The organism is Mycobacterium sp. 852014-52450_SCH5900713 (assembly GCF_001667075.1).
GTDB lineage: Bacteria > Actinomycetota > Actinomycetes > Mycobacteriales > Mycobacteriaceae > Mycobacterium.
This window is the reverse complement of the sequence record NZ_LZIL01000077.1, coordinates 1-4,983: the sequence shown is the minus strand read 5'-3', so window position 1 is coordinate 4,983 and position 4,983 is coordinate 1. Positions and strand designations below refer to the sequence as shown.

General features: G+C 65.6%; 1 protein-coding gene. It reads left to right on the top strand.

All coding sequences use genetic code 11. The annotated features are described in order from the left end of the window. Nucleotides 1-4,983 (top strand): non-ribosomal peptide synthetase (locus tag A5773_RS23110; RefSeq protein ID WP_156744940.1); only part of this gene is annotated, 4,983 nt, incomplete at both ends.

The following is a 4,983-nucleotide window of genomic DNA, read 5'->3' as shown; positions in this document are numbered from 1 at the left end:
TGGTGGCCATTGCGCCGTTCCGGGCGCCGCACACCGAGACCGAGAAAATCGTGGCCGAGGTCTTCGCCCAGGTGTTGGGCCAGGATCGGGTCGGACTCGATGACGACTTCTTTGCCCTGGGTGGGGATTCGTTGGTCGCCGCCCGGGTGAGCACGCGACTGCAGCTGGCGCTGGGCAGAGAAGTGCCCGTGCGCTACCTCTTCGACGCGTCCACCGTCGCGCGTCTGGCCGACCATCTGCACCGTCATCGTGGCGGCCCCGCCTGGGCTCCGTTGCAGGTGATGCCGCGTCCGGAGCGAGTTCCGCTCTCGTTTGCGCAGAGCCGGTTGTGGTTCCTTGACCGGTTCGAGGGTGGCGGCGCGACCTACAACATGCCGATCGCGTTTCGGATCAATGGGGCGCTGGACGTCGAGGCGCTCGGCGCTGCCCTCGACGATGTCATCGCCCGGCACGAGTCGCTGCGCACCATATTTCCCGACATCGATGGCGTGCCGGTGCAGCAGGTGCTGCCGGCCCGGACCGGGATGTGGCGGCGCGGTAGCGCGATGGTCGTGTCCTTGCCGGAGCAGGACGTGGTCGAAGAGTTGCTCACGCTGGTGGCGTATCGATTCGATTTGTCAACCGAAATCCCTATTCGTGCGCAGATCTACTCGGTGGGGCCCGAGCAGCATGTGGTCGGAATTGTTGTGCACCACATCACTTATGACGGTTGGTCGCTGCCGCCATTGGCCCGCGATGTGGGCGAGGCCTATCGGGCACGACGGCAGGGCTTAGCCCCGGCGTGGGCGCCCTTGGCGGTGCAGTACGTCGATTACACGCTATGGCAGCGAACGCATTTGGGTGACCTCGACGACAGCGACAGCCCCATCGCCGCGCAGCTGAAGCATTGGAAGCAGACCCTGGCCGGAATGCCTGAGTGCCTGACGCTCCCCATTGACCGGCCCTATCCGCCGGTGGCTGATTACCGGGGCGCCAGTGTGGCGGTGGACTGGCCGGCCGAGTTGCAGCAGCGGGTCCGCCTGGTGGCCGGCGAGTACAACGCGACCAGCTTCATGGTGGTCCAGGCCGCCCTGGCGGTGTTGTTGTCCAAACTGGGTGCCACGAGTGAGGTGGCGGTCGGGTTCCTGATCGCCGGGCGGCGCGACCCGGCGCTGGATGAGCTGGTGGGTTATTTCATCAATACCTTGGTGCTGCGTGTCGATCTGGCCGGTGATCCCACCTTCGCCGAGCTGCTCGCCCAGGTGCGCCAGCGCGGCCTGGCGGCCTACGAACACCAAGACGTGCCCTTCGAGGTGCTGGTTGAACGGCTCAACCCAACCCGAAGCGCAACCCGTCACCCGCTCTTTCAGGTGGTGTTGTCTTGGCAGAACTTTGCCGGGCAGGACAACGATCCGGCCGCGAGGTTGGCCTTGGGTGATGTGCAGGTCACGCCGCTGCCAGGCTCACGGCGAGTCGTCGACGACACCCGAATGGATTTGGTCTTCTCTCTGGGCGAACGGTGGACCGAAGCCGGTGAGCCCGCCGGGATCGGGGGAACGGTGGATTTCCGCACCGATGTGTTCGACGTAGCCAGCATCGAGACGCTGATCGAGCGGTTGCGGCGGGTATTGACCGCGATGACCGCCGATCCCATCCGACGGCTCTCGTCGGTGGATGTACTGGATGCCGGTGAGCACACGGACTTGGATCAGTGGGGTAACCGGGCGGTCTTGGCAGAGCCGGTGAGCACGTTGGCGTCGATCCCGGCGGTGTTCGCCGAGCAGGTGGCGCGTGCCCCGGAGGCGGTGGCGCTCAGCTACGAGCAGGGGTCGTGGACCTACCGCGAGGTTGACGAAGCCGCTAACCGGTTGGCGCACTTGTTGGTTGGCCAGGGCGTGGGCCGGGGTCAGTGTGTGGCGCTGCTGTTGCCCCGATCGGCCGAGACGATCGTGGCGGTTCTGGCGGTGTTGAAGACCGGCGCGGCTTATTTGCCGATCGATCCGATGCACCCCGACGCTCGGGTCCGGTTCATGCTGGCCGATGCCGCGCCGCTCGCCGCGATCACCACCGCCGGGCTGGCCGACCGGCTCGACGGGTGCGATCTGCGGGTCATCGATGTCGACGACCCAGGCATCCTCAGTTGCCCGAGCACGGGCTTACCGGCGCCGGGCGCCGACGACATCGCCTACTTCATCTACACCTCGGGCACGACGGGCGCCCCCAAGGGGGTGCCGATCGCCCATCAGAGTGTGATCCGGCTGCTGGAGTCACTGGACTCCGAGATGGCGCCGGGACAGGTGTGGACGCAGTGTCATTCCTTGGCCTTCGACTATTCGGTGTGGGAGATCTGGGGCGCACTGCTGCGCGGCGGGCGGCTGGTGGTGGTGCCCGAATCGGTGACGCGCTCACCAAAAGACCTGCACGCTTTGCTCGTTGCCGAACAAGTCAGCGTGTTGAGCCAGACCCCATCGGCGTTCTACGCGCTGCAAACCGCCGACGCGCTAGCACCCGAGCTGGGAGGGCAGCTCAAACTTGAGACTGTGGTGTTCGGCGGTGAGGCGCTTGAACCACAACGCCTTCGGACTTGGCTGCACGACCACCCGGGTCTGCCGCGCCTGGTCAACATGTACGGCATTACCGAAACCACGGTGCACGCCTCGTTCCGGGAGATTGTCGCGGCCGACACCGACACTGTTGCCAGTCCTATCGGGATGCCGTTGGCGCACTTGGCCTTTTTTGTCCTCGATCGGTACCTGCGGGCGGTGCCGGTGGGTGTAATCGGTGAGTTGTATGTCACCGGTTCCGCTGTGGGACTGGGGTATTGGCGGCGGGCCGGCTTGACCGCGACGCGGTTTGTTGCGTGTCCATTTGGGGGATCCGGGGCGCGGATGTATCGGACCGGGGACCTGGTGTCTTGGGGCGCCGACCGGCAGCTGCGGTACGTGGGGCGGGCCGATGAGCAGGTCAAGATCCGCGGGTACCGCATCGAGCTCGGCGAGATCGAGGCGGCTCTGAGCGCCCATCCGGGAGTGGCGCAGGCGGCGGTGATCGCACACACCGCGAACGCGGATCCGGAGGGGGTCAGCGACAAGCAACTGGTGGGCTATGTCGTACTGAATCAAAAGTTGGAGCCGGCAACGGAAGCGGACCTGGTGGGGAGCGAACGAGTCGACGAGCTACGCCGTTTCGTGGCTGGCCGGTTGCCCGAGTTCATGGTGCCGGCGGCGATCATGGTCGTGGAGTCGCTGCCGTTGACGGTCAACGGCAAACTTGACCGGCGGGCGCTGCCGGCGCCCGAGTTCATCAGCGCAGTAGGGTACCGACCGCCGCGTGAACAACGGGAACGCTTGTTGGCCAAACTTTTTGGCGAGGTTCTCGGGGTGCCGCGGGTCGGCATTGATCAGTCATTCTTCGACCTGGGTGGGCATTCGCTGTCGGCAACACGGCTGATAGCGCGAGTTCGAACCGAATTGGGCGTCGAAGTCCCGATTCAGGTGTTGTTCGACGCGTCCACCGTGGCCGGATTGGCCGAATGGATTGCTGCTCATGCGGGCGAACAGGCGAGGCCGGCGTTGACGGCACAAGAGCGGCCCGCGGTGGTGCCGTTGTCGTTTGCGCAGAGCCGTTTGTGGTTCATCGACCGGTTCGAGGGCGGGGGTGCGACCTACAACATACCGATCGCCTTCCGCATCAAAGGGGCGCTGGATGTCGAGGCGCTCGGCGCGGCGCTCGATGATGTCATCGCCCGCCACGAATCGCTGCGCACCATCTTTCCCGACATCGACGGTGTGCCGTTCCAGCAGGTGCTGGCTGCCCGGGCGGGGATGTGGCGGCGCGGTGGCGCGGCGGTCATGTCGGTGCCGGAGCGCGACCTGGTCCCAGAGTTGTTGACGCTGGTTACGTATCGGTTTGATTTGTCGGCGGAGGTCCCGATTCGTGCGCAGATTTATTCGATGGGCCCCGAGGAGCATGTGGTGGGGATCGTCCTGCACCACATCGCCTTTGACGGATGGTCCATGGTACCGATGGTCCGTGATGTGGGCCAGGCGTACCAAGCGCGGCGGGAGGGCAGGGCCCCGGGCTGGGCGTCGTTGGCGGTGCAGTACGTCGATTACACGCTGTGGCAACGGGAGTGGTTGGGGGCCGAGTCTGATCCCGACAGTGTGATCGCCGAGCAGTTGCGATACTGGCGGCAGGAGTTGGCCGATGTCCCGGAGGCGGTGTCGCTGCCGGCAGATCGGCCCCGCCCGCCGGTGCTCAGTTATCGCGGTGATGCAGTCGATTTGCACATCGACCCGCAAGTGTGGGCGGGAGTTAAGGCGGTGGCAGCGACGCACAACGCGACGGTCTCGATGGTGTTGCAGGCGGCATTGGCGGTGCTGCTGCACCGGGTCGGAGCCGGTGAGGACGTGGTGATCGGCGCGACGATCGCCGGGCGGCTAGATGAGGCACTCGATGATCTGGTCGGGTTCTTCGTCAACTCTTGGGCGTTGCGGGTGGGGGTCAATACCGCGCACCGGTTCAGCGAGGTACTCGAGCAGGTGCGCCAGAAAGCGCTGGACGCTTACAGCAACCAGGAAGTTCCCTTCGAACTGCTGGTCGAGCAGCTCAATCCGGTGCGCTCGACGGCGCATCACCCGCTGTTCCAGGTAGCCCTGGTCTTCCAAAACAATGTGCGCCCCGAGATGGCGGCGATCGACGGACTCAGCGTCGAGCCGCTCGTGGCCGACGTCCGCACCGCGAAGTTCGAGCTGGATTTCAATATCGGTGAGGCGCCTACCGAGGACCCCACCGCTCCGATGGCGACGGGGATAGTCACGTACGCCACCGATCTGTTCGACCGGTCCACCGTCGAGCGGTTGGTCGCCTGGTTCGGGCGGGTGATCGAGGCGGTGGTCGCGGATTCGTCGGTGGTGGTGGGTGAGGTGGCGTTGCTGGATCGCGGTGAGCGTGAGTTGGTGTTGTCGGGGTGGTCTGGTGCTGGGGTGGGGGGGACGGGGGGCG